Source organism: Janthinobacterium longum, assembly GCF_051380735.1.
GTDB lineage: Bacteria > Pseudomonadota > Gammaproteobacteria > Burkholderiales > Burkholderiaceae_D > Janthinobacterium.
In genome coordinates this window covers 139,059-163,019 of the sequence record NZ_JBNYXQ010000004.1, presented here as the reverse complement: position 1 = coordinate 163,019, position 23,961 = coordinate 139,059, and the positions used below count along the sequence as shown (strand labels likewise).

Annotated in this window: 23 protein-coding genes; 7 read left to right on the top strand and 16 right to left on the bottom strand. The window is 61.7% G+C overall.

Going from position 1 to position 23,961, the window contains the following annotated elements; all coding sequences use genetic code 11:
- From paaK to paaA, 9 genes are all read right to left on the bottom strand, one after another.
- Positions 1-1,329: a phenylacetate--CoA ligase PaaK gene (paaK, locus tag ACQ4WM_RS13510; protein WP_436547184.1), complete on the bottom strand. Its 1,329-nt coding sequence runs from the start codon at positions 1,327-1,329 to the stop codon at positions 1-3.
- A 48-nt stretch (positions 1,330-1,377) separates the two neighbouring features.
- A complete protein-coding gene (gene paaI, locus ACQ4WM_RS13505) occupies positions 1,378-1,830 on the bottom strand; it encodes a hydroxyphenylacetyl-CoA thioesterase PaaI (protein ID WP_436547183.1) in 453 nt (150 codons plus the stop codon).
- On the bottom strand, positions 1,820-3,388 hold the full coding sequence (gene paaH, locus ACQ4WM_RS13500) for a 3-hydroxyacyl-CoA dehydrogenase PaaH (RefSeq protein WP_436547182.1): 1,569 nt from the start codon (positions 3,386-3,388) through the stop codon (positions 1,820-1,822). The genes paaI and paaH overlap by 11 nt, the downstream gene beginning before the upstream one ends.
- Before the next feature lies 1 nt (position 3,389).
- Positions 3,390-4,181 (bottom strand): 2-(1,2-epoxy-1,2-dihydrophenyl)acetyl-CoA isomerase PaaG, encoded by a 792-nt coding sequence (gene paaG / locus ACQ4WM_RS13495; protein ID WP_436547181.1) that lies wholly within the window; start codon positions 4,179-4,181, stop codon positions 3,390-3,392.
- Positions 4,182-4,255: 74 nt separating this feature from the next.
- Positions 4,256-5,335, bottom strand: coding sequence for a 1,2-phenylacetyl-CoA epoxidase subunit PaaE (gene paaE / locus ACQ4WM_RS13490; protein WP_436547180.1), 1,080 nt, complete (start codon positions 5,333-5,335; stop codon positions 4,256-4,258).
- Between the two features lie 30 nt (positions 5,336-5,365).
- On the bottom strand, positions 5,366-5,890 hold the full coding sequence (paaD, locus tag ACQ4WM_RS13485; protein WP_436547179.1) for a 1,2-phenylacetyl-CoA epoxidase subunit PaaD: 525 nt from the start codon (positions 5,888-5,890) through the stop codon (positions 5,366-5,368).
- Positions 5,890-6,642 (bottom strand): 1,2-phenylacetyl-CoA epoxidase subunit PaaC, encoded by a 753-nt coding sequence (gene paaC / locus ACQ4WM_RS13480; RefSeq protein WP_436547178.1) that lies wholly within the window; start codon positions 6,640-6,642, stop codon positions 5,890-5,892. The genes paaD and paaC overlap by 1 nt, the downstream gene beginning before the upstream one ends.
- 14 nt (positions 6,643-6,656) lie before the next feature.
- Positions 6,657-6,941: a 1,2-phenylacetyl-CoA epoxidase subunit PaaB gene (paaB, locus tag ACQ4WM_RS13475; RefSeq protein ID WP_070224239.1), complete on the bottom strand. Its 285-nt coding sequence runs from the start codon at positions 6,939-6,941 to the stop codon at positions 6,657-6,659.
- Between the two features lie 30 nt (positions 6,942-6,971).
- Entirely contained in the window at positions 6,972-7,961 is a 990-nt protein-coding gene (gene paaA, locus ACQ4WM_RS13470) for a 1,2-phenylacetyl-CoA epoxidase subunit PaaA (protein WP_436547177.1), read from the bottom strand.
- Positions 7,962-8,204: 243 nt separating this feature from the next.
- On the opposite strand from paaA, the gene paaX reads away from it, so the two are divergent.
- On the top strand, positions 8,205-9,131 hold the full coding sequence (gene paaX, locus ACQ4WM_RS13465) for a phenylacetic acid degradation operon negative regulatory protein PaaX (RefSeq protein ID WP_436547176.1): 927 nt from the start codon (positions 8,205-8,207) through the stop codon (positions 9,129-9,131).
- Between the two features lie 63 nt (positions 9,132-9,194).
- Positions 9,195-10,319 (top strand): M14 family metallopeptidase, encoded by a 1,125-nt coding sequence (locus ACQ4WM_RS13460; protein WP_436547175.1) that lies wholly within the window; start codon positions 9,195-9,197, stop codon positions 10,317-10,319.
- Positions 10,320-10,326: 7 nt separating this feature from the next.
- On the opposite strand, the gene ACQ4WM_RS13455 is transcribed toward ACQ4WM_RS13460, so the two are convergent.
- From ACQ4WM_RS13455 to pmbA, 3 genes are all read right to left on the bottom strand, one after another.
- Positions 10,327-11,631 carry an aminotransferase class V-fold PLP-dependent enzyme gene (locus ACQ4WM_RS13455; RefSeq protein ID WP_436547174.1) on the bottom strand — a complete coding sequence of 435 codons (1,305 nt, stop codon included), beginning with the start codon at positions 11,629-11,631 and terminating at the stop codon, positions 10,327-10,329.
- Positions 11,632-11,648: 17 nt separating this feature from the next.
- A complete protein-coding gene (locus ACQ4WM_RS13450) occupies positions 11,649-14,057 on the bottom strand; it encodes a TonB-dependent receptor plug domain-containing protein (RefSeq protein ID WP_436547173.1) in 2,409 nt (802 codons plus the stop codon).
- A gap of 219 nt (positions 14,058-14,276) precedes the next feature.
- Positions 14,277-15,629 (bottom strand): metalloprotease PmbA, encoded by a 1,353-nt coding sequence (gene pmbA, locus ACQ4WM_RS13445; protein ID WP_436547172.1) that lies wholly within the window; start codon positions 15,627-15,629, stop codon positions 14,277-14,279.
- Positions 15,630-15,721: 92 nt separating this feature from the next.
- Between pmbA and yjgA the strand changes: the two genes are divergently transcribed.
- The 3 genes from yjgA (at position 15,722) to ACQ4WM_RS13430 (ending at position 17,683) form a co-directional block, all read left to right on the top strand.
- Positions 15,722-16,321, top strand: a complete 600-nt coding sequence (yjgA, locus tag ACQ4WM_RS13440; RefSeq protein WP_436547171.1) for a ribosome biogenesis factor YjgA — start codon at positions 15,722-15,724, stop codon at positions 16,319-16,321.
- 67 nt (positions 16,322-16,388) lie between these two features.
- Complete coding sequence (gene mog, locus ACQ4WM_RS13435) at positions 16,389-17,018, top strand: molybdopterin adenylyltransferase (RefSeq protein ID WP_436547170.1); 630 nt, start codon at positions 16,389-16,391, stop codon at positions 17,016-17,018.
- Complete coding sequence (locus ACQ4WM_RS13430; protein ID WP_436547169.1) at positions 17,015-17,683, top strand: alpha/beta hydrolase; 669 nt, start codon at positions 17,015-17,017, stop codon at positions 17,681-17,683. Before mog ends, ACQ4WM_RS13430 begins: the two co-directional genes overlap by 4 nt.
- A 54-nt stretch (positions 17,684-17,737) precedes the next feature.
- Here the strand turns inward: ACQ4WM_RS13430 and ACQ4WM_RS13425 are convergent, their stop codons facing one another.
- The 4 genes from ACQ4WM_RS13425 to ACQ4WM_RS13410 all read right to left on the bottom strand — a co-directional run bounded on the left by ACQ4WM_RS13425 (position 17,738) and on the right by ACQ4WM_RS13410 (position 21,535).
- Positions 17,738-19,294, bottom strand: coding sequence for a S1C family serine protease (locus tag ACQ4WM_RS13425; RefSeq protein ID WP_436547168.1), 1,557 nt, complete (start codon positions 19,292-19,294; stop codon positions 17,738-17,740).
- 100 nt (positions 19,295-19,394) lie between these two features.
- Positions 19,395-19,958 (bottom strand): carboxymuconolactone decarboxylase family protein, encoded by a 564-nt coding sequence (locus ACQ4WM_RS13420; protein WP_436547167.1) that lies wholly within the window; start codon positions 19,956-19,958, stop codon positions 19,395-19,397.
- On the bottom strand, positions 19,958-20,806 hold the full coding sequence (locus ACQ4WM_RS13415) for a fumarylacetoacetate hydrolase family protein (RefSeq protein WP_436547166.1): 849 nt from the start codon (positions 20,804-20,806) through the stop codon (positions 19,958-19,960). Before ACQ4WM_RS13415 ends, ACQ4WM_RS13420 begins: the two co-directional genes overlap by 1 nt.
- 156 nt (positions 20,807-20,962) lie before the next feature.
- The gene (locus ACQ4WM_RS13410) at positions 20,963-21,535 is read right to left on the bottom strand and encodes a DNA-3-methyladenine glycosylase (RefSeq protein WP_436547165.1); all 573 of its coding nucleotides are present in this window, start codon (positions 21,533-21,535) and stop codon (positions 20,963-20,965) included.
- 225 nt (positions 21,536-21,760) lie between these two features.
- Between ACQ4WM_RS13410 and ACQ4WM_RS13405 the strand changes: the two genes are divergently transcribed.
- On the top strand, positions 21,761-22,648 hold the full coding sequence (locus ACQ4WM_RS13405; protein ID WP_436547164.1) for an HDOD domain-containing protein: 888 nt from the start codon (positions 21,761-21,763) through the stop codon (positions 22,646-22,648).
- 89 nt (positions 22,649-22,737) lie between these two features.
- Complete coding sequence (locus ACQ4WM_RS13400) at positions 22,738-23,946, top strand: hypothetical protein (RefSeq protein WP_436547163.1); 1,209 nt, start codon at positions 22,738-22,740, stop codon at positions 23,944-23,946.
- Positions 23,947-23,961: the final 15 nt, after the last annotated feature.

Sequence of the window (23,961 nt, the reverse complement as noted above, 5' to 3'; positions counted from 1 at the left end):
TCAGGAGAAAATCTTCGGGCGCTGGTCAACCACGCGGCGGGCCTTGCCCGTCAGCGTGCGTTCGATGCCGGCGGCGGCCACCAGGCGCACTCGGGTGGAGACGCCCACATGCGTCTTGATGCGCTGTTCCAGCTCGCGCGCCAGGCCATCGGTCTCGCTGGCAGAGATGGTCGAATGCACGTCGATGCGCAGCTCGGCAACCACTTCCAGCTTGTCCATGTGGCCGTCGCGCGTGACCACCAACTGGTACTGCGGCGCCAGCTTCGGCATCTTCAGAATCAGCTCTTCGATCTGCGTCGGGAACACGTTCACGCCACGGATAATCAGCATGTCGTCCGAGCGGCCCGTGATCTTGCCGATGCGGCGCATCGAACGCGAGGTCGGCGGCAGCAGGCGGGTCAGGTCGCGCGTGCGGTAGCGGATGATGGGCAGCGCCTCTTTTGAGAGCGAGGTAAACACCAGTTCGCCCTCTTCGCCGTCCGGCAGCACTTCGCCAGTATCTGGGTCGATGATCTCGGGGTAGAAATGGTCTTCCCATATGACCGGGCCGTCCTTGCTCTCGATGCATTCGGAGGCCACACCAGGGCCCATCACTTCCGACAGGCCGTAGATATCGACCGCATCGATGCCGGCGCGCGCTTCGATTTCCGCGCGCATGGCGTCGGTCCACGGCTCGGCGCCGAAGATGCCGACCTTCAGCGAGGAGTCAGCCGGGTCCAGGCCCTGGCGCGTGAATTCCTCGATGATGTTGAGCATGTATGACGGCGTGACCATAATGATGGACGGCTTGAAGTCCTGGATCAGCTGTACCTGTTTCTCCGTCTGGCCGCCCGACATCGGGATCACCGTGCAACCGAGGCGCTCGGCGCCATAATGGGCGCCCAGGCCGCCCGTAAACAGGCCGTAGCCATACGAGATATGCACCATGTCGCCGGCGCGGCCACCACCGGCGCGGATCGAGCGCGCCACCACATTGGCCCAGGTATCGATATCGTTCTGCGTGTAGCCGACCACCGTGGCCTTGCCGGTGGTGCCGCTCGAGGCGTGGATGCGCACCACCTGCTCGCGCGGTACGGCAAACAGGCCGAACGGGTAATTGTCGCGCAAGACCTTTTTATCGGTGAACGGAAATTTGGCGAGGTCCGACAGGGATTTCAGGTCATCCGGGTGCACACCCGCAGCATCAAAGGCGGCGCGGTAATGGGGCACGTTGTCATAGGCGTGCCTGAGCGTCCACTGCATGCGTTCAAGCTGCAAGGCTTGCAACTCGTCCTTGCTGGCGCGCTCGATCGGTTCGAGCTCATTCGGGGAAGGTGTACGTTGAACCATGATTGTCTCCTGATATTGTTTTATGACTCTGTGATCGGTGCCGGCAGTTCAATGCTGCTCTGGTATCACTTCACCGGCCACGCGGATCGACTTGCCGCGAAACAGCGCAATTGCCCGGCCTTGCTGGTTGCTGACCCGGACGTCGTAGACGCCGCTTTTTCCCGCCAGCGCCTGCTCGACGGCGTCGGCCGTCAGCACGTCGCCTTCGCGGCCCGGCGCCAGGTAATCGATGGTGCAGCCTGCCCCCACGGTGTTGAGGTTGTAGCTGTTGCAGGCAAACGCAAAGGCGCTGTCGGCCAGGGCGAAGATAAAGCCGCCGTGGCAGGTCTGGTGGCCGTTGAGCATGTCGGCGCGCACGGTCATGCTCATGCGCGCATGGCCAGGGCCCACTTCATCCAAGGCGATTCCCAGCGCTTGCGTGGCGCTGTCGCGCGACAGCATCGAGGCAGCGGCCGCTTCGGCCAATGCCTGGGCACTCATTTGATGATCTTCATTCGGCATGAAAGCTGGCTCCATTGGCGAGTTTGCGGCGCAGCAGCGGCGAGACGCGGTAGCGGTCTTCGCCATAACCTTGCGCAAGGTTGTTCAGGACGGTCACGACATGCGCGACACCAACCGCATCGGCCCAGGCCAATGGCCCGCGTGGATAGTTGACGCCCTTCTGCATGGCGATATCGACGGCGGCGGCAGTGCACACGCCCTGGTTGACGGCGTCGGCCGCTTCGTTGGCCAGCATGGCGACGGTGCGCATCACGGCCAGGCCAGGCACGTCGTCCAGGCGCGTGACGGTAAAGCCGGCCGCCTGGAACAGGCCGACTACGGCGGTGTACGCTTCGTCGCTGCACTGGTCGGCGCGCGCCAGCGCCACGCGCGTGGCTGTCGCATAGTCGAGCGCCAGATCAAACAGCACGGTGTCGGCATGGTTGTTGTCCTGCGCGCGCCCGGTGGCGCTGCGGCCATCCGTCAGGTAGATCGCGGCGCCATTGCAATGCAGTGCCGGCGCCGTATCGCTGACCTGGCCTTCAAGCGTGACGCGGCTGGTGACATTGATGCCGGCCGCTTCCAGGCGCTGCACCAGCGCGTGGATAACACCCGTATGCCCACGGCCATCGCCGCCGACAGCGCTGGACAAGGCCACCACCTCGGGGCGTGGCTGTGGGCTTTCCTGCTGCGCCGCAGGCACGCTGGCGCCTTCGCCATACTGGTAAAAGCCACGGCCGGACTTGCGGCCCAAAAAGCCCGCGTTGACCATTTCCTGCTGCAGCACCGACGGCGCAAAGCGCGGATCGTTGAAATAGGCACCGAATACCGACTGCGTGACGGAGAAGTTCACGTCGTGGCCGATCAGGTCCATCAGTTCGAAAGGCCCCATGCGGAAACCGCCCGCTTCGCGCAGCACCGCGTCGATGGTGGCGGCGGCGCCGGCCTGTTCGTTCAGCAGGCGCCAGCCTTCCGCGTAGAACGGACGGGCCACGCGGTTGACGATAAAGCCCGGCGTCGACTTTGCATGCACCGGCATCTTGCCCCAGGCGATGGCGGTGTCAAAGACGGTGGCGGCGACCTGCTCGCTGGTGGCCAGGCCTGCCACCACTTCGACCAGGGCCATCAGCGGCACCGGGTTAAAAAAGTGCATGCCGACCAGGCGTTCCGGGCGGCGCAATTTGGCCGCAATCGCGGTGACGGAAATCGACGAGGTATTGGTGGCCAGGATGCAGTCATCACCCACCAAACCTTCCAGGTCGGCAAACAAGGCGCGCTTGACGTCGAGGTTTTCAACGATGGCTTCGACCACCAGCGCTGCATCTGCGACGTCGTCCAGGCTGGCGGCGGCCTGCAGGCGCGCGCTGGCGTCCTGGGCTTCTTGCGCCGTCATGCGGCCCTTTTCGGCCAGCTTCGCATATATTTTGCCGATGTCCTGCAAAGCCTTGCTGACGGCCTCGGGGCGCGTGTCGTATAGCTTGACGCGGTAGCCGGCAGCTGCCGCCACCTGTGCGATACCGGCGCCCATGGCGCCACTGCCGATCACGGCAACGATGCGGTTGTTGTCCAGTGCTGTCATCTTAGTGTCCCTTGAATTGTGGCGTGCGTTTTTCCATAAAGGCCGATACGCCTTCGCGGTAGTCGTCGCTGTTGCCGAGTTGGCTCATCATGCGCGCTTCCAGCGCCAGCTGCTGCGCCAGGGTATTGGCGCCGCTTTCGGCCAGCGCCTGCTTGGTGAACGCCAGGCCCTTGGTCGGCGCGGTGGAGAAATGCACGGCCAGTTTGCGGGTTTCGGCGGCCAGTTCGGCGTCGTCCACGCATTTCCAGATCAGGCCCCAGTCCTCGGCTTTTTCGGCCGTCAGTTTTTCGCCCAGCATGGCCAGGCCCATGGCGCGCGCGGAACCGATCAGGCGCGGCAAAAAGAAGGTGCCGCCCGTGTCCGGGATCAGGCCCAGCTTGCAGAACACTTCAACAAAGCTGGCCGATTTGCCGGCGATAACGATATCGCAGGCCAGCGCCAGGTTGGCTCCCGCGCCGGCGGCCACGCCGTTCACGGCGCAGATCACCGGCATCGGCATAGCCTTCAGTGCCAGCACCAGCGGCGCATAGTTTTTTTCCACCGACTCGCCCAGGTCCACGCCTTGCGAACCCGGTTCGACGGCGCGGTCGGACAAGTCCTGGCCGGCGCAGAAACCACGGCCGGCGCCCGTCAGCACGAACACGCGCACGCTGCTGTCGGCGTTGACCTTGCCGATGGCGTCGCGCACTTCCTCGTGCATGGCCTGGGTAAAGCTGTTGAGCTTGTCGGGGCGGTTCAGGGTCAGCGTGGCAATGCCCTGCTCGATGGTAAAGAGAATATTCTGGTAGCTCATGGCGTCTCGCTATTTTTTATTTATTGGCCCGCAGCGGAAATCTGGGGTCAGACCCGTCGGGTCTGACCTCTGCTTTACTCTGCCTGGTCGAAATCGACGACCACCTTGTCGGTCAAAGGAAAACTCTGGCAGCTCAGCACGAAGCCGCGCGCCACTTCGTAGTCTTCCAGCGCGTAGTTGACGTCCATCTCGACCTTGCCGTCCATGACCTTGCAGCGGCAGGTGGAGCACACGCCGCCCTTGCAGGAGTAACGCATGTCGATCCCCTGCCGCAGGCCGGCGTCGAGTATCGATTCCTTGTCCTTGTCCATCGTGAACGTGGTGTGGTTGCCGTCCAAAATCACGGTCACTTCGGTTTCCTTGACGGCGCCCGCGTCGAGCTGGGCGCGCGGCTTGTGGGTGTTTTTCGGGATGCTGGCGGCGAACAGTTCGATCTTGATATTCTGTTTGGGCATGCCTGCCGCCTGCAGGGCGGCGGACACACCGAGCATCATGTCTTCCGGGCCGCAGATAAAGGCGTTGTCGTAGTCTTCCACACGGATCCAGTGCTGCAGGAACTGCTCGCATTTTTCCTGCGTGATGCGGCCGTTGAACAGTTCGATATCCTGCTGCTCGCGGCTCATCACGTAGACGAGGTTCAAACGCTCCAGGTACACATCCTTCAGGTCGGTCAGTTCTTCCTTGAAGATCACGGACGACGAGGCGCGGTTACCGTAGAACAGCGTGAAGCGGCTCAAAGGCTCCGTCAGCAGGGTGGTCTTGATAATGGAGAGTATCGGCGTGATGCCGCTGCCCGACGCAAACGCCAGGTAGTGCTTGCGATTGGCGCAGTCGAGCGGCACGTTGAAGTGCCCCATGGGCGGCATCACCTCGATGGTGGCGCCGGCCTTCAATGTATCGTTGGCCCAGGTGGAGAAGGCGCCGCCGGGCGTGCGCTTGATGGCCACGCGCAGGGTGCCGTCCTGCACTGCCGAGCAGATGGAATACGAACGGCGCACGTCTTCGGCATTGATATTGGCGCGCAAGGTCAGGTGCTGGCCCTGCTGGAAGCGGAACTGCTGCTGCAACTGCGCCGGCACATCGAAGGTGACGGCGATGGTGTCGCGTGTTTCATTGCGCACGTTGGACACCGACAGCGGATAAAATTTACTCATGCTTCATCTCCAGTTTCTACACACTTCATGCTAATGGCACTTGAAGTAATCAAACGGTTCGCGGCAGTCGATGCACTTGTACAGTGCCTTGCAGGGGGTGGAGCCGAACTGGCTGGTCAGCTGCGTATGGTTTGATCCGCAGTTGGGGCAGATCACTTCCAGCTTCGGCACGGGCAAACGTTTTACGCCACCGCGCAAGCCGCTGATATCGATCACCTGCTGCTGCGGCGGGGCGATGCCATAGCCTTTCAGCTTGGCCTTGCCCTGGTCGCTCATCCAGTCGGTAGTCCAGGCCGGCGACAGCTGGGTCACCAGGGTGACGTTTTGCACGCCATGCTCGCGCAAGGCGTCGGTGACGGCATCGGCGATGACCTGCATCGCCGGGCAGCCCGAGTACGTGGGAGTAATCGTCACCACGCAAGCATCAGCCGTCACGTCAACGGCGCGCACAATGCCCAGGTCCACCACCGAAATGACGGGAATTTCCGGATCCGGCACCTCGCCCAGCCAGGCCCAGACCTGCGACGCATCGAGCGTGCCGGTGGCCGCGATCATTACCACTGCGCCCCGGGATAGGCGCGCTGCAGGAACTGCATCTCGGCCAGGATAAAGCCCAGGTGTTCCGTGTGCGTGCCCTGCTTGCCGCCCTTTTGCATCCAGGCGTCGGGCGCCGGCATGGTCAACGTGGCTTCGGCAAAGATCTCGGCCACGTGTTCCAGGAAGGCGGCACGCAGCAGCTCGGACGGCGGCGCGATGCCGGCCGCCACCATGGCTGTGTCGACCGCGTCGTAATTGAACATCTCACCCGTGTACATCCACAGCGCATCGGCGGCAGCCTGGGTTTTCTTGTGGCTTTCCGGTGTACCGTCGCCCATGCGCACGATCAGGTCACCGCTGCGGCGCAGGTGATATGTCACTTCCTTGATCGACTTTTGCGCCACTTCGACGATGCGCGCATCGCTGGCTTTGGTCAGTTCCAGCAGCTGGAAGTAATGCCAGGTGTCGAAGAAGAACTGGCGCATCATGGTGTCGGCGTAATTGCCGTTCGGCTGTTCGACCAGCAGGCAGTTACGGAAATCGTGGGCGTCGCGCAGGTAAGCGATATCGTCCTCGTCTCGACCCGCGCCTTCCAGTTCGCCCGCATAGCTGAACCACAGGCGCGTCTGGCCCAGCAGGTCCAGCGCGACATTGGTCAGCGCCATGTCTTCTTCCAGCGCCGGACCCTTGCCGCACAGCTGCGACAGCTGCTGGCTGAGAATCAGGGCGTTGTCGCCCAGGCGCAAAAGGTAATTGACCTTTTCATCCATTGCGATCGCTCCCCTTACAGGTTCTTGACTTCTTCCGGCATCGGGAAGAAGGTGGGGTGGCGGTAGACCTTGCTGTTCGACGGTTCGAACAGGGCGCCCTTGTCGCCGGGGCTGCTGGCGACGATATCGGCGGCGCGCACCACCCAGATGCTGACGCCTTCATTGCGGCGCGTGTAGACGTCGCGCGCATGGTTGACGGCCATGGCGGCGTCGGAGGCGTGCAGGCTGCCCACATGCTTGTGCGCCAGGCCGTGCTGGCTGCGGATGAAAACTTCCCACAAAGGCCATTCTTTGCTCATCTTGCTATCCCCTTTTTATCGTATTTATATTCAGGCTGCCGCTTTGACTGCGGCTTGCTTGTCGGCGTAAGCCACCAGCGCATCGCGGAACCACTCGCCATCTTCATACGCCTTCACGCGCGTTTGCAGGCGTTCGCGGTTGCACGGGCCATTGCCCTTCAATACGTTGTTGAATTCGGACCAGTCGATCTCGCCGAATTCATAGTGGCCCGTCTCGGCATTGAATTTCAGGTCGGGATCGGGCACGGTCAAACCCAGGTATTCGATCTGCGGCACGGTCTGGTCGACCATGCGCTGGCGCAGTTCGTCGTTCGAGAACAGCTTGATGCGCCACTGCGCCGACTGGGCGCTGTTGACGGAGGCCGCGTCGGACGGACCGAACATCATCAGCGAAGGCCACCACCAGCGGTTCAACGCGTCCTGCGCCATGGCTTTCTGTTCCGGCGTGCCCTTGCACAGCGACATCATGATGTCGTAGCCCTGGCGCGCATGGAACGATTCTTCCTTGCACACGCGAATCATGGCGCGGGCATATGGGCCATATGAGCAGCGGCACAGCGGGATCTGGTTGATGATGGCCGAGCCATCGACCAGCCAGCCGATGGCGCCCATGTCGGCCCACGACAGGGTCGGATAGTTGAAGATGCTGGAATATTTCGCTTTGCCCGAATGCAGGGCCGCCAGCAGCTCGTCGCGCGACACGCCCAGCGTTTCGGCCGCGCTGTACAGGTACAGGCCGTGGCCCGCTTCGTCCTGGATTTTCGCCAGCAGGATGGATTTGCGTTTCAGGGTCGGCGCGCGCGTCACCCAATTACCCTCTGGCAATTGACCGACGATTTCCGAGTGGGCGTGCTGCGAAATCTGGCGGATCAGGGTCTTGCGGTAAGCGTCCGGCATCCAGTCCTTGGCTTCGATCTTGATGCCTTCGTCGATGCGTGCCTGGAAGGCCTGCTCTTCCGCGCCCATGTCGTCAATCGAACGAACGTTCTTGAGGCCGGTTTCAACCATTTGTGCGTACATGATCTGTCTCCCAATGGGGGCTTGCGCTGATGCGCAAAGCGATAAACGCATAATACGATACATAAATAGATTTGCATACACTTGATTTGAATCATTTTAGAATTCCGTATCTTATGTTCGTTTGACAAGGGTATGATGCAAAAAATAATGCGCACTTCCGCGCAGGGCGATCGCAGTGTCAATTAAACTGCTGCATTCGTTGAAATATCGTTGAAATACCCGTTACGCCCCGACCAGGAACACATGAACAACACCGCTTGCACTGCATGGATAGCCGACTTCCTCGCCACTGACCCGCCGCGCTCGAAGTCGCTGGTGATGACGATCTTTGGCGACGCCATCGTGCCGCGCGGCGGCGCCATCTGGCTGGGCAGCCTGATCGAGCTGCTGGCGCCGTTTGGCGTCAACGACCGCTTGCTGCGCACCAGCGTGTTCCGGCTGGCGCAGGAAGGCTGGCTCAGTTCGCAAAGGGATGGTCGCCGCAGTGCCTATGCGATCCGTCCGGAAGCGCTGGCCCGCTTCGAGCGCGCTTACCGCCGCATCTACGCGCCGCTGGTCAAGCACTGGGATGGCAGCTGGACGCTGGTGATCGGCGCGGCCGGCAATATCAACGCCAGCGAACGGGGCGCACTGCGCAAGGAGCTGCTGTGGGCCGGCTATGGCCTGATCGCGCCCGGCATTTTCGGCCACCCGGCCAGCAATGGCGATGCGCTGGAAGATATCCTGGTGCGCAACGAGGTGCAGGGCAAGCTGTATGTCTGCCACAGTACGGAGTTGCCGGGCGTGAGCACGCGGCCCTTGCGCGAGATGGTGGCCGAATGCTGGGACTTGTCGGAAGTGATGGCCGGCTACGAAAAATTCATCGCCAGCTTCCAGCCGCTGCTGTCCCTGCTGCAGGACCAGCCCGGCATCGCGCCCGAACAGGCCTTTGTGATCCGCTCGCTGCTGACGCACGCGTATCGCCGGGTGCAACTGCACGACCCGCAATTGCCGGTCGAACTGCTGCCCGAGCCGTGGCCTGGCACGCAAGCCTATGCGCTGGCGCGCGCGCTGTACCGGCGCACCTATGCGGCGGCCGAACAGCATATCCTGGCCACCCTGCGGCGCGAGGACGAGCAGGCGGCGGACGTGGAACCATGGTTCTACGAACGCTTCGGTGGCCTGCGCTAAAACGGGTATCATCGCGCCATTGCACACAATGCAAACCCTCACTTGTTTTTACCAGGAACATTCATGACGATTAAAATCAGCCAGCAGTTCGACGCCGGTGCAATCGAGGTGCTGCGCGCCGACGATGCGCAATCGATCGAGCTGAACATCCGCAAGGACTCGCACGCCGACATCACCCAATGGTTTTACTTCCGCCTGCAAGGCGCGCAAGGCGAGGCATGCACGATCCGCTTCATGAACGCGGGAAAATCTGCCTACCCGGACGGCTGGAAAGATTACCAGGCCGTGGCCAGCTACGACCGCGAAAGCTGGTTCCGCGTGCCGACCAGCTTTGACGGCGCCGTGATGACGATATCGCACACGCCGGAAGAAGAAAGCGTGTATTACGCCTATTTCGAGCCGTATCCATGGGACCGCCACCTGGCGCTGATCGACAGTGCACAAGCGTCGCCGCTGGTGCGCCTGGTCGACCTGGGCAGCACGGTGGAAGGGCGCGACATGAATCTGCTGGTGGTCGGCGACGCCGATGCCGAGAAAAAAGTCTGGGTCATCGCGCGCCAGCACCCCGGTGAAACGATGGCCGAATGGTTTGTCGAAGGCATGCTCGAAGCGCTGCTGGACCAGGCCAACCCGTTTGCCCGCCAGTGCCTGCAGGACGCCGTGTTCTACGTGGTGCCGAACATGAATCCGGACGGTTCCGTGCACGGCAACCTGCGCACCAATGCGGCCGGCGCCAACCTGAACCGCGAATGGATGACGCCAACCATGGAGCGCAGCCCGGAAGTATTCCTGGTAAAACAGAAAATGCATGAAATCGGCTGCGACCTGTTCCTCGACGTGCATGGCGACGAAGGCTTGCCGTATGTATTCGTGGCCGGCAGCGATGCACTGGAAAACTTCACGCCAGCACAAAAAGCCGAGCAGGACCGCTTTATCGCCGCCTTCAAGGTGGCCAGCCCCGACTTCCAGGACGAGCACGGCTACGAAGACGGCCCGTTCACGCCCGAAGTGCTGACCATGGGTTCACCCCATATCACGCACGCGTTTGGCTGCCTGTCGCTGACGCTGGAATTGCCGTTCAAGGACAATGCCAACGACCCCGACCAGCAAACCGGCTGGAGCGGCGCGCGCAGCGCGGCCCTCGGTGCGGCAGTATTGCAACCGATACTGTCGAGCCTGCGCGCCTAGGCAAGCGCTAGCCTTTGACCACCTGGCGCAAGGCTGCCACCAGCTTGTCCAGGTGCGACTCGGGCGTAAAGATGGCTGGCGTGACGCGCAAGCATGCACCGGACGCCAGGCCATCGCGCGGCACGGCAAACACGCCGTGCTGCTGCACCAGCTTTTTCGACAAGGCAAAATTGTCGGCCACGCTGGTTTTCCCCTTGAGGCGGAACGAAGCAATGGCGCTGCTCAGGCGCGGATCTTCCGAGGCCAATACTTCCACCCCTTCGATGCCGCGCGCCGCTTCCACCCAGCGGTTGCGCAGCAGCCGCAGCCGTGCCTGCTTGTTGGCCACGCCGATCTGCGCATGCAGGTCCAGCGCCATCGGCAAGCTCAGGTAGGCGGCAAAATTCACCGTGCCCGTATGCACGCGCGTACGGATATCGTCGCCCAGCTGTTCTCCCAGGTACGGATCGATATCGGCCACCCTGCCCCGCTTGATATACAGCGCGCCCACGCCGACCGGTGCGCCTATCCATTTATGCAGATTGATACCGACAAAGTCTGCCTGCAGGTCGGGTATCGTCATGTCCAGCTGGCCGAAACCGTGCGCCGTATCGACGATCACATCGATGCCGCGCGCGCGCGCCATGCGGCTGATTTCGGCCACCGGCAAGACCATGCCGTTGCGGTGATTCACATGCGTGAGCAGCATCATTTTCAGCTTGGGATGGCGCTCCATTGCGTGCGCGTAGGCGGCGATCACGCCATCGTGCGTAAATGGCTCAGGCATGGCAATCGACACGACCTTGACGCCGCGCCGCTGTTCCAGCCAGCGCGTGACGGTGATCATATTGTCGTAATCGATATCGGCGTACAGCACCGTGTCGCCCGGGCGCAGGCGGTTGTAGCCGGCGATCAGGATTTGCAGCGCTTCGGTGGCGCCGCGCGTCAGCACGATCTCATCGACAGCCACGCCCAGCGCGATGGCCGCGGCCGCGCGGGCCGCCTCGAAGTCGGCCGGAAAGCGCATGCGCGCATACCAGGCGTTGTCGCGGTTGACCATCGCCACTTGCTGCTGGTAATGCGCCAGCACGGGCCGGTTCATCGAACCCCAGAAGCCGTTGTCGAGCTGCACGACCTCATCGGTAACGTCATACTGCGCGGCCACCGCCTGCCAGTAGGCCTGGTTGCCGGCCAGCGCCTCGGGCGAGGTGCCGGCTGGAATGGCCGGCAGGAGCGGCATGGCGGATGCGGCCCTGGCGGCACCGCCCGACAGCAGCGGCAACGCGGCGGCCAGCGAACTGGCGCACAGCAGGGTACGGCGTTGTGGATTCATTTTCAAGCTGCTGCCCCTTAAAATTTGACGTTGTATTCGACATACAGATTGCGGCCATCCGTATCATACGGCGCATTGCGCGAATAGATCAGGCCACGGCTGGCCTGGAAGGTCGCTTCGTCGGGATATTTGTCGAGCACATTATCGATGCCGGCGCGTATCGATTGCGTGGCCGTGATCTTGTAGCTGGTTGCCAGGTCAAGAAATTGCATGGCGCCAAAGCGCTGGAAGATATCGCCCGTGGCATTGCCAGTGCTGTCAGTCCATGCGCCGTAGTAGCGTACGCGCGCCAGAGCGCTCCAGTTGCCCCGTTCATAGTTGCCGCTGATAGTGGCTTTCTGGCGCGGCAGGCGTTCTTCGAAGACTTGCCGCTGCGCCGGATTGGTTGCCAGGCTGGAGTTGCCGCCATCGACTTTGGTGGTGTTGTAGTTGTAGGCCAGGGTCAGGTTCAGCTTGCCGTCGGCGATACGGCTCAGGTGGCTGCCGACGATATCGATGCCGCGCGTGGTGGTGTCGAAGTCGTTGGTGAAATAGCTGACCGAGGTATAGCGCAGCGGATTGGCCACGCCATTTGGCACGGCAAACGATGCGGACGTGCTGAAGCGGTCGCTGACCTTGATGTCGTACACGTCGACGGAACCGGAAAAGCCCGCCGGTGTCTTCCAGGTAAAGCCCAGCGACAGGTTTTTCGACTTTTCCGGCTTCAGGGGCTGGGCGCCCAAGAGCACCGCCAGCGGGTCGTTGTTGGCCAGGCGGCCACTGGTAAACAGCAGCAGGGTCTTGGTATCGAGGCCCTGGTTGGTGCTGTTGGTATTCGACTGGCCCGGCGTCGGCGCGCGGAAACCGGTCGAATACGAGCCGCGCAGGGCCAGGCTGTCGCTCAAGGCGTAGCGCGCCGACAGCTTGCCGTTGACGGTGCTGCCGAACTCGGAAAAATGTTCGTAGCGGGCCGCGCCGCCCAGGCTCAGCGCACGGCTCACCGGCACCTCGACGTCGAGGTAGGCTGCGTAGCTGTCCTGGCCCCAGCTGCCCGCCTGGCGGTCGCTGAAGCCCGGTGCGCCGTTGGCGTTGGCATCCAGGCCCACCGCCGCGCCCGGCCCCACCGTCCACGATGCCGTGTCGCCGGCCTTGACACCATAGGTCTCGTTGCGCGCTTCCGCACCAAAGGCGATATTGACCGGCTGCGGTAACCCTGCCACGGGCAATTCATGGTTGAAGTTGGCGTTGAGGATTTTTTCCGTCTGCGACAAGCGGCCCAGATAGAACGTCGTCGGACTGATTGGCCCCATCGAGGCATTGATGGAGTTGGCCAGCTCGTAGTCGATGCGGTTGCGGCCATACGAGGCGCTAACATCCCAGCCGAGTTGCTCGCTGATACGCCCGCGCATCCCGGCAACAAACTGCATGTCGTCCTGCTCATTCGAGTAGCTGGGGCTGAAACCGAGCGGGTACACGCTGCGCAAGTCCCAGCCGGGGAACAATGTACTGGTTTTATAGGCGCCGGTGCTGGTATCGGGATTGCGCCAGTTGAAGTCCGACGTGCCGTCGCTGTGGCTGTACAGGCCAAAACCGTACAGTTCAATATTGTCGGACAAGGCCATGCTGGCATTGAAACCCAGGCGCTGGCTCTTGAGTTCAGGCTGGCCCCAGCGCTGCACCGGGTTCGGCACCTTCAGTTCCGGATGCGCTTGCTGGAAAGCGATGGCGTCGGCTCGCTGGCGCGTGCGCGAGGTGGGATCAGACTCGGCAAGCGCGCCAAAAATGCTGGCCTTGCCTGTCTCGCCAAACGCAAAACCCGTCTTCAGGTTGACCTCATTGGCTTTGCCGTCGCCTTCGGAATATTGCGAATGGTGCACCGACAGTTCGGTACCGACCGTGTCATCGAGAATGATGTTGATCACGCCGGCGATCGCGTCAGAACCGTACTGGGCCGAGGCGCCGTCGCGCAGCACTTCGATGCGCTTGATGGCCGACACGGGAATCTGCGCCAGGTCGGGCGCCTGCGCGCCGCGCGCGCCGAGCAGCGCGCTGCGGTGGAAACGCTTGCCATTGACCAGCACCAGGGTCTGGTCCGGCGACAGGCCGCGCAAGGTAGCCGGCCGCACGAACACTTGTCCATCAGCCATCGGCAAGCGCTGCACCACATACGATGGCACCAGTTGCGCCAGCACGTCGTTCAGGTCCGACGATTCGACGGCGCCGATATCTTCGCGGTTGAACACATCGACTGGCGCCATGGTATCGAACTGGGTGCGGTTGCTGCCGCGCGTGCCGGTGACGATCACGGCCTGGGGCGCATCGGCGGCCTCATTGGCAGCGGCGTCGGCCGACGCATCGCCATGGGCGTGCGCCTGGCTGGCAAACACGGCGCTCATGGCGCACATCAGGGCCACGGCACGGGCGATGCGGGTACGGGAAGAGGTCATCGGGAAGGTTCACTATGCAGGTTGGATGAGACAACGACGCGACCATGCAGACTTTTATCTTGCATTAAATATCACGAAGTTCGGCTTACTTACATTAAAAGCATCTAACTCGCCATTAATAAAGCAGCCATATCATACGAAGCGAATATGTCCGCCGTATGACCTGCCAGCACGTAAAAAAAGGCGCCAACGGCGCCCCTGGCATGATCAGGACAGCGCTCAGGCGCCGGCCACCACCATGCTCTCGATCAGGATCGAGCCGGTTTCCTTGGTACCGCGACGCAACACGTCGGCGCCGATGGCGACGATATGGCGCAGCATATCTTTCATGTTGCCGGCAATCGTGATCTCTTCCACCGGGTACTGGATCACGCCGTTTTCGACCCAGAAGCCGGAGGCGCCGCGCGAATAGTCGCCCGTGACGTAATTGGTGCCCTGCCCCATCAGTTCTGTCACCAGCAGGCCGGTGCCGAGTTTTTTCAACATGGCGACAAAATCGTCGCCGGGCGCGGTCAGGCTGGAACGCATGTACAGATTATGCGAGCCGCCCGCATTGCCGGTGGTCTGCATGCCCAGCTTGCGCGCGGTATAGGTGGACAGGAAATAACCTTGCACCACGCCATCGCGTACAACATCGCGGCTGGTGGTTCGCACGCCCTCTTCGTCGAACGGCGCCGAACCAACGCCGCCGATCACATGCGGGTCTTCAAAAATCTGCACGTGATCGGGCAATACCTGGGTGCCGAGGGAATCGTTGAGGAAAGTCGACTGGCGGTACAGCGCGCCGCCCGAGGTCGCTTGCACATAGGTACCCAGGAGGCCGGCCGCCAGCGGCGCCTCGAACAGCACCGGGCAGGTGCGCGTGCCGAGCTTGCGGGCGTTCAAGCGCGACAGTGCGCGTTCGGCGGCGTAGCGGCCGATGGCTTCGGGTGTAGGCATCGTGGCGGCATCGCGCACCGAGCAATACCAGTCGTCGCGCTGCATTTTCGCGCCCTTGCCGGCGATCGGCGCCACAGACAAGGTGTGGCGCGAAAACGGATAGCCGCCGATAAAGCCGCGCGAGTTGGCCGACACAAAGTGCGATTGCTGCACGTGCACGCTGGCGCCTTCGCTATTGCTGATGCGCGGGTCGACGGCAAACGCGGCCGCTTCGGCGCGTTGTGCCAGCACCATCGCTTCCTCGGTGGAAATCAACCACGGGTAAAACAGTTGCAAATCACGCGGCGACATTTCCAGCATGTCGGCGTCGGCCAGGCCGGCGCAGTCGTCCTCGGCCGTAAAGCGGGCGATATTGCAGGCCGCGTCAACAGTGGCGCGCAGGGCTTCCGGTGAAAAATCGGAGGTACTGGCATTGCCGCGTTTTTTGCCGACAAATACCGTCACGCCCATGCCCTTGTCACGGTTCTGTTCGATGGTTTCGATCTTGCCTTTTCGCACAGAAACAGACAGGCCGCCGCCTTCACTCACTTCGACCGCTGCGTCGCTGCCGCCCGCTGCGCGCGCAAAAGACAACACATCACGGGCAAGTTGCTGCAGTTGCTCTTGAGTATGGGTAAATACGGACTCGTTCATGTGCTGTTTTCTTCGGAAAGGCCCTAAAAAGGTTATGATAGCAGTCGTTTACAGTTTACAGGTGCGGCCTACGCGGCCAATCCCGCCTTATCATGCCAAATCCAAACCGGGGAGCTTGCGGCTTCCAATCGTCCGAATTCGAACAGGAATATGAACGTCCTTCGAAGTCGGAACTCAAGCGCCAGATGACCGTCCTGCAAAAGCTGGGCGAAGAATTAGTCAATGAAGCACGCGACCGCGTCAAGCGCGTTCCGATGCCGGAAGACGTGCGCGACGCCATTCTCGAATGCCAACTGATCAAGGATCACGAAGGCCGCCGCCGCCAGCTGCAATACGTCGGCAAGAAAATGCGCACGCTCGACGAAGAAGAAGTGGCCGCCATCCAGCGCACCATCGACAGCTGGAAAGGTTTGTCGAAAGCCGACACCGCCGCCATGCACGCAATGGAACGCCGCCGCGACAAGCTGCTGACGGACGACAAGGCGCTGACCGTGCTGTTGTCGGAAAACCCGGAACTCGACGTGCAGCACCTGCGCACCCTGATCCGCAATGCCCGCAAGGAACAGGCCGAGAACAAGCCGCCAAAAGCCTATCGCGAAATCTTCCAGATCCTGAAACAGGTTGCCAAGAAACACAATGGCGGCAAGGATGATGATGCGGATGAAGACGGCGCTGAGGCAGACGAAGAATAAACCCCAGTCGAAAACTGGGGTTGGCAAAAACCGGGTACGCCCGGTTTTTTTACGACAGGAATAAGCCATGACCACTCTTGAAGACGAATTGATTATCGGCCTCGTGTCGATCTCGGACCGCGCCAGCGGCGGCGTGTATGAAGACCAAGGGCTGCCCGCGCTGGAAAGCTGGCTGGCGCAAGCCATACGCACGCCGTTCCGGCTGGAAAAGCGCCTGATCCCCGACGAGCGCTCGCAGATTGAAAACACCCTGATCGACATGGTTGACCTGAACCATTGCCACCTGATCCTGACCACCGGCGGCACCGGGCCGGCGCGGCGCGATGTGACGCCGGACGCGACGCTTTCCGTGGGCACGAAAGAGATGCCGGGCTTTGGCGAGCAAATGCGCCAGATCAGCCTGCAATTCGTGCCGACGGCCATCCTGTCGCGCCAGGTGGCGGTGATACGCGAAACGCCCGAGCACGCCTGCCTGATCATGAATCTGCCGGGCCAGCCGAAAGCCATCAAGGAAACCCTGGAAGGGCTGAAAGACGCCGATGGCAGGCAGCTGGTGAATGGCATTTTTGCCGCCGTGCCGTATTGCATCGACCTGATCGGTGGCCCCTACATGGAAACCGATCCGCTCGTTTGCAAAGCATTCCGTCCCAAATCGGCGCTGCGTCCGGCGCACACCATACAAGAGGAAAACCCATGAGCACTTTGCTGGAAACCATCGAACTCGACAGCGCCCCCGACACCACCGTCTCGATTATCTGGATGCATGGCCTGGGCGCCGACAATAATGACTTCGTGCCACTGGTCAAGGAACTGGACCTGCGCGGCTGCCCCGCCATCCGCTTTATCTTCCCGAACGCCGGCACCATGCCCGTCACCATCAACAACGGCTATGTGATGCGCTCCTGGTACGACATCCGCAGCAGCGACTTGGTGCGCCGCGAAGACGAAACTGGCCTGCGCGCCTCGCAGGCACAGATCGAAGCGCTGATCGCGCGCGAAAAAGCGCGCGGCATTCCTGCCAGCCGCATTATCCTGGCCGGCTTCTCGCAAGGCTGCGCGATGACCCTGCAAACGGGCTTGCGCCACCCGGAAACCCTGGCCGGCCTGATGTGCTTGTCAGGCTACCTGCCGCTGGCCGACATGACGGCCGCCGAGCGCACGCCGGCCAGCCTGGCCACGCCGATTTTCATGGCGCACGGCACGGCCGACCCGGTGGTGCCGGTCGCGCGCGCCGAACAGTCGCGCGACTTGCTGACCGGCATGGGCTACCAGGTGGAATGGCATGCCTACCGCATGCAGCATTCGCTGTGCCAGGAAGAAATCGACGCGATCGGCGCCTGGCTGAAAAAAGTGCTGGCCTAAAAAAAAGGCGCGGTGTGCACCGCGTCTGCTGCTTCACCTCAGAACGACGGCGACTTAATTGTTGGCCGTCGTTTTGTCATTCCAGACCTTGAGCATGTCGGGCGAGGCTTCGGAACGGATGCCGTTGTCGCTCAGCACCGATTCTGTGGCAGCGAGCATCTCCTTGCGCGGCACCACCACCAGTTCCGCATCGCGCTGCTCGAAGCGGAAGGTGACCATCTCATCGGGCAAGTCGCGCAGCAGAGTTACCATATGCGCCAGGCTGCGTACGGGAATGCCATTGACCGAGTACACGACCGAAAAGAAACGGTTGCCGTAGCCATTCATCAGCTTGTGTGGGAAGAATGGCGCGGCGACCACCACCAGTTCCTCGCGCTTGGCGTCCGGCGTATCGCCGCGCCGCGTGACGAGCGGATTGCCGGCAAAGCTCATGCCCACAAGCATCGCTGCATTGGTGTTGGGGCCGGCCATGAATTCGGTCGTCACTGTTGAAAACACCATCGGGCCGAAGATGAAATACGATGGGTAGGCGCCTTCCAGGCTGTGCACCAGCATCGGGTGCGAGGACGACACGGGCACGCTGAGATTCATCGACGCACCATTGCGTACGATAGTCAGGGGCAACATGCCGTTTTTCGCCAACTGCTGAACCCGGTACTGGAAGCGTACGCGGCTGTTGGCAGTCAGCTTGACCATGCCCTGGTTGTCGATCGGGTAATCACCAATTTTGGTAATGACATCAAATTCCTTGAGCGGATATTGCGCGTCCTTGCTGGCCGGCGTCATCACGATGGCGCCTTCCACACCTTTGCCCAGTTTCAGCATGCTGCGCAGGGCCGGATTTTCCATCGTCTGCGTCACGTCGAACAGGGCCGGCTTGCCCTTGGGTGCACCACTGGCCTGGTCGCGCAGGAACAGCTCGATCTCTTCGTTGGGAATAATGTACCCCATGTTCTGCGCATTGGTGACAGTGGCAAAGGCCAGGCCGATCATCTTGTCGCCGGCAATCACGGCGCCGCCGCTGTTGCCCGGGTTGATGGCCGCATCGATCTGGATGCGCAGGCCCGACACGGGGTAATGGTAATGCACGAATTCGATGCGCGAGACGATGCCCTTGGTGATCGACAGGGAAGTGCCGCCGAGCGGATAACCATAGGCCAGCACAGCGTCGCGCACATCGGGCAGGACATTGGCGCGTGGCATGGGTTTGTGGGTATCGAAGAAACTGTCGTCGTCAACCTTCAGCAAGGCCAGGTCCATGCCTTCGGAAATGGCCAGCACGGTGGCGGACAATTTGTCGCCGGAACCATTGGCCTGGATCTGAACCTGGCTGGCGTAACCGACCATATGCGCGTTGGTGAGGATGCGGTGGCCCTCGATTACCACGCCGGAACCCGACACCTCCTGCGGCGCCGCCTTGCTCCATGGCTTGTAAGGATCAGGCCGGCGCAGGGTGGCAAAGACCTTGACGACGGCGTTTTCCAGCGCCGTGGCATTCGCCACAGAAGCGGTCTCGGCGGCCATCGAGCGCGCCGTCATCAATGGTGAAAAAGAAAGGGCCAGCGCCAGCAAGGCGTGGCCCATCAGGGACTGGAAAAGTCGAGTTTTCATGGTCACTCAAACAAGAGATGGTGGGAAATAAAGTATATATTGCGCAACATGCGCAAAAATTACAGTTTGTCCATCATCCAGGCCGGGCGCCTGAAACCTGTTATGGCAGCGGCGCCACGCCCAAGGTCGGCACGGCCGTCTGCGCGCCGTTCATCACCATGGCCAGAAAGGTATAGTAGCCATTGATGCCCATCAAATCGACCACGCCGTGCTCGCCGAACAGCGCCAGCGCGCGCGCATAGGTGGCATCGCTGACGCGCTTGTGTTGTTGCAACTCAATGCAGAAATCATGCACGGCCCGCTCGTCGTCAAGCAGGTTTTCCGGCGTGCGCCGCGCGGCTATCGCATCGATGGCCGCCAGCGCAATGCCGTTTTGCGCCGCCAGCGGTACGTGGATCGCCCACTCGACCTGCTGGTCCCACTGGCGCGCTGTGACCAGGATGGCCAGTTCGGACAGGCGCGTGCCGATGGCGCTGCGGTAGCGCAGGTATTCACCCATGCGCTGCGCCGTTTCCATCAGTTCCGGGCTACGGATCAGCGGCACGAAGGGGCCGTACAGCGCCCCGCGCGGACCGTCGATAATCGCTTGCGCGGCGGCGCGCTGCCGCGCGTCGAGCTGATCGACAGGCAGCGGCGGCAGACGGTCTGCATCAACACCTGGCATCAGGCAGTCCAGGCGAGCACATCCTGCTGCTGCTCGCCCAGGCCGGCGATGCCCAGGCGCATGGTATCGCCTTTTTTCAGGAAACGCTGCGGCTTGCGGCCCTGGCCCACGCCAGGCGGCGTGCCGGTGGCGATCACGTCGCCCGGTTCCAGAGTCATGAATTGCGAGAGGTAGCTGACGATTTTCGCGACTGAAAAAATCATGGTTTTCGTGTTGCCGGTTTGCATGCGCTTGCCGTTCACTTCCAGATACAGGTCCAGGTCCTGCTCGTCGATCACTTCGTCGCGCGTGACCAGCCATGGGCCGACCGGGCCAAACGTGTCGCAACCCTTGCCCTTGTCCCAGGTGCCGCCCCGTTCCAGCTGGTAGGAGCGCTCGGAGATATCGTTGACGACACAATAGCCGGCCACGTGCTTGAGCGCGTCTTCTTCGCTGACGTATTGCGCGCGCGTGCCGATGATCACGCCCAGTTCCACTTCCCAGTCGGTTTTTTTCGACCCCTTGGGCAACACCACATTGTCGTCGGGGCCGTTCAGGCAGGTAATTGCTTTCATGAAGACGATCGGTTCGGCCGGAATCGGCATGCCCGACTCGGCCGCGTGGTCGGCGTAGTTCAGGCCGATGCCGATCAACTTGCCGACCTTGGCCACCGGCACGCCGAAGCGCGGATTGCCGCGCACCAGGGGCAGCGTTTTTTGGTCCAGCCTGGCCAGCTTGCGCAGCGCCTTGTCGGACAGTTGCGCGCCATCGATATCGGCAACCACGCCGGACAGGTCGCGCAGTTTGCCTTCTTCATCGATCAGGCCCGGTTTTTCCTTGCCGGGACGACCATAACGAACGAGTTTCATATTCTTCCTTGGAGTTGATCATTGCCGCTGTGCAAGCCATCATTTTACCGGATGGCCCGACAGCTGCAACAGCGCCAGCAAACCGTCCGCATCGCGGCCGGAGACAAAGCACTGCAGCCGATACGCAACCGACCTGATGCTGATGCGTGTGCCTCGTCAGCCGATTCGCATCGGCTTGCTCAGGAATCTTGAGCCCGCTTCCACAAAGCGCCAGGGCACGTCCATGGCCTTTGAAATGCCGATGCGGGGGCCGGCCAGCACCGCCACTTCCTCTTCCCTGGCCAGCAGCACGAACGGTGGCGCGTCGAGCGGCAAGCCGTTGTGCGCATGCGTGACAGCAAGCGCCTGGCACACCTTGCCCGGCCCGGAGCACAGCAGCCGTTCATCCTCGACCCCGCGCCGCACGCGCATCACGTCCAACCCGAACAGCGGTTCAATGGCGCGTATCAATACGCCCGCGCCATGCTCCACTTCCCGGCACACGAAATTAAGGCACCAGTGGATGCCGTAGGAACGGTAGACATAAGCGTGCGCGGGCGGGCCGAACATCGACGCATTGCGCGGCGTCTGGCCACCAAACGTATGCGAGGCCGGGTCCAGGCGGTCATATGCTTCGGTCTCCACGATGCGCCCGCCGACGCCATCGACCAGCACCGTCACGCCGATCAACTGGCGCGCCACCACGCTGGAATCCTGGCTGAAATCGATCTCTGCGAGAATACTCTTCATGCCGCAATTGTAGCCTGCAGCACACGGCGCACGTTTCTTAACCACATATAAAACTTGCAGATAACACCATCAAAATACGGCTTTGCAAGGCCTTGAAATGCGCAACAAAAGACTGCCTGCTGAAAGAATTGCCGATTTTTGCCCTAAATAAGAACAGTTCTGAACTATTGATTCTGATAAACAGCGATAATCGTCGACGACGGAGCAACCAGCGATAGTGATGACATGACAAGAGCAGCATTGAAAGTGGCAGCGCCGATCAAGGCTGCAGCGGTGGCAGACAGTGACCCGGTCGAGGCGCTGATGAAATCCATCCGCATTCCACCACGCCCCAGCCTGCTGGTCGACCTGCAGCGCGAACTGGCCGAGCCCGATCCTTCGCCACGCAGGATCGCGCGCATTATCGGCGACGATGTCGGCATGTCGGGCGCCCTGTTAAAGCTGGCCAACTCGCCATTCTATGGCGCGGCGCGCAAGGCCAAGTCGGTCGAGCAAGGCATCAACTTTCTTGGCATCAACCAGTGCAGCGCCCTGATGACGGGTTTGCTGGCGCGCCAGGCGCTGGAAGCCGAAGGCGTGGAACTGAATCATTTCTGGGACGTCTCGGCCAAGCGCGCGCGCGCCGTAGTATTTACTTCGCGCAAGCTGCGCGTCGCCCCGCCCGATATCGCCCACACCTTCGGCCTGTTCTGCGATATCGGCGTGCCGCTGCTGATGAACCGCTTTCCCGATTATGTGGATACCTACGCGGCCGCCGCCAACGATGCACACAACAAATTTACGGCAATCGAAGATGCGCGCCACCAGACCAACCACGCGGCCATCGGCTGCCTGCTGGCACGCAACTGGGGCCTGTCGTCGGACGTGTCCTGGGCCATCCTGCACCACCACGACTACAGCGTACTGGGTGATCCGTCCACCGATGACGCCATCCGCTCGCTGATCGCGCTGTCGCTGCTGGCCGAAAAAGGCATACAGCGCTACCATGGCAACAGCAACTCGCTGGAGTGGGACAAGGGCGGCGAACTGGCCTGCCAGCACCTGGGCCTGTCGCCCGAGGAAACGGCCGACCTGCTCGACGAATTGCACGAAATGTTCGACACTGATCACTAAGCGACTGCGACCTGTATCATCGCGATGGGCGCCAGGCTGATGCCTCAGGCGCCCTTTTCCATTTTCTTTTGACTATTCATACCAACACCATGCCTAAAAACAAGCGTCCTGCCCCCCGCAAATCGTCCAACTCGCCCGAAGACAAGGATGAAGCCGTCGCGCGCATGCTGAGCACGATGGCGCTGAACCTGGCGGAACAGGAAGACAGCGAGTCGCAAGGCACGGTGCTGGCCGAGCAGGCCGTCGAGTTCGGCCGCATGATACGCAAGAGCCTGAACCAGAAGAAAGACGAAGTGCTGTACGACGCCATCGAGCGCGCCAGGTACGAGGACATCGGCGCCTGGCAGTATCTGCGCAGCCAGATCGAAGAAGCCTCGTCGGTGGTGGTGATACGCCGCGAGAACGCACCGGCGATGGAAATCAACGCCTTCGTGGTGCCGCTGCTGGTGCAAAGCAAGGGCGGCCTGAAGGAAGCGGACGGTTTCCAGGACCAGCAAGCGTTCGAAGCACTGGTAAAAAGCTTCCAGGAGTCGGAACTGGAAAGCGCCAAAGCCAAGGTGGTGCTGATGAGCCACGCCTACGACCTCGACGAAATCGACAACATCACCTACAGCCACCTGCATGAAATGGTACGCGACGCCTATACCTCGATGACGGACAAGAAAATCGTTATCGCCGCCGGCCTCGAGCGCAGCATCGCCGGCTGGAGCGCCACCGAGTTCGGCAGCGACGAGACGGCCGTCGAACTGCGCTTCCTGCTAGGCTTTGCACTCAAGCGCGCCGACGACCCTTTCTATGTGGAACCGAAGGACGAAGCGGCGCTGGACGCCTGGTTCGACGCGCGCATGGAGCGCTACCAGCAATGGACGGCCAAGGTTGCCCCGCTGGTACAACGCTGCCTGGCGCCGGCCGGCAGCGCGCTGGAAGTCAGTTTCCTGTACCAGGATCTGTTTCACGGCGGCAAGGAACAAGGCATGGCGGAATACGCGATGCTGCAGATGATGTCGGGCATCAACCATGCGCTGGCGACAAACAATCTCGACGCCAGCGATGTGTCGGCAGTGGTCGGCCCGGCCGACGAACATGGCGAACTGCTGTTGCGCGTGAACATTTACGCCGCCAGCGGCGAAGTCTTGCACAGCGCTGACAAACCCCTGGACCTGGCGGCCGACCTGCAGGACGAAGTCAACGATGTGTGCGATGCGCTGGCGATTGTCGGCGTCAGCAATTTGTCGGTGGCGTTGAGGTTCGATGGCCAGGGGCAACCGGTGGAAGTGCAGGCTTACTCCCCAGCATAAGACGCCTTTATCGGC